A 357-nucleotide genomic window follows, 5' to 3' on the forward strand; every position below is an offset into this window, starting at 1 on the left:
ACCACGCGCCACAGGCCACGCGCCACCCTGCCGCACCCCGAAAGGCACACCATGGTCTTCACTCCGGACGAGCTCGAGTACCTGCGGTCCCAGCGTCTCGGTCGACTCGCGACCCTCGCGCCCGAGGGCACCCTGCAGAACAGCCCGGTCAGCCATACCGTCGACGAGGCCACCGGTGTGATCAGCATCTACGGCTACCACCTCGGCGACACCCGCAAGTTCCGCAACGTCGCCGCGAACGGGCAGGTCGCCTACGTGGTGGACGACATCGCGTCGCTGGACCCCTGGTCGGTGCGCGGCGTGGAGATCCGCGGCACCGCGCAGGCCCTGCGCGACATCACCACGCCTGCCCCGCAT

At 70.0% G+C, this 357-nt stretch carries 1 protein-coding gene; it reads left to right on the forward strand.

Features of this window, described 5'->3' with window-relative positions; all coding sequences use genetic code 11:
- Positions 1–51: 51 nt before the first annotated feature.
- The coding region (locus tag G6R24_RS21450) for a PPOX class F420-dependent oxidoreductase (RefSeq protein ID WP_163550894.1) at positions 52–357 on the forward strand (306 nt) is incomplete at its 3' end.

This window comes from Candidatus Frankia nodulisporulans, from assembly GCF_902806475.1.
Classification (GTDB): domain Bacteria; phylum Actinomycetota; class Actinomycetes; order Frankiales; family Frankiaceae; genus Frankia; species Frankia umida.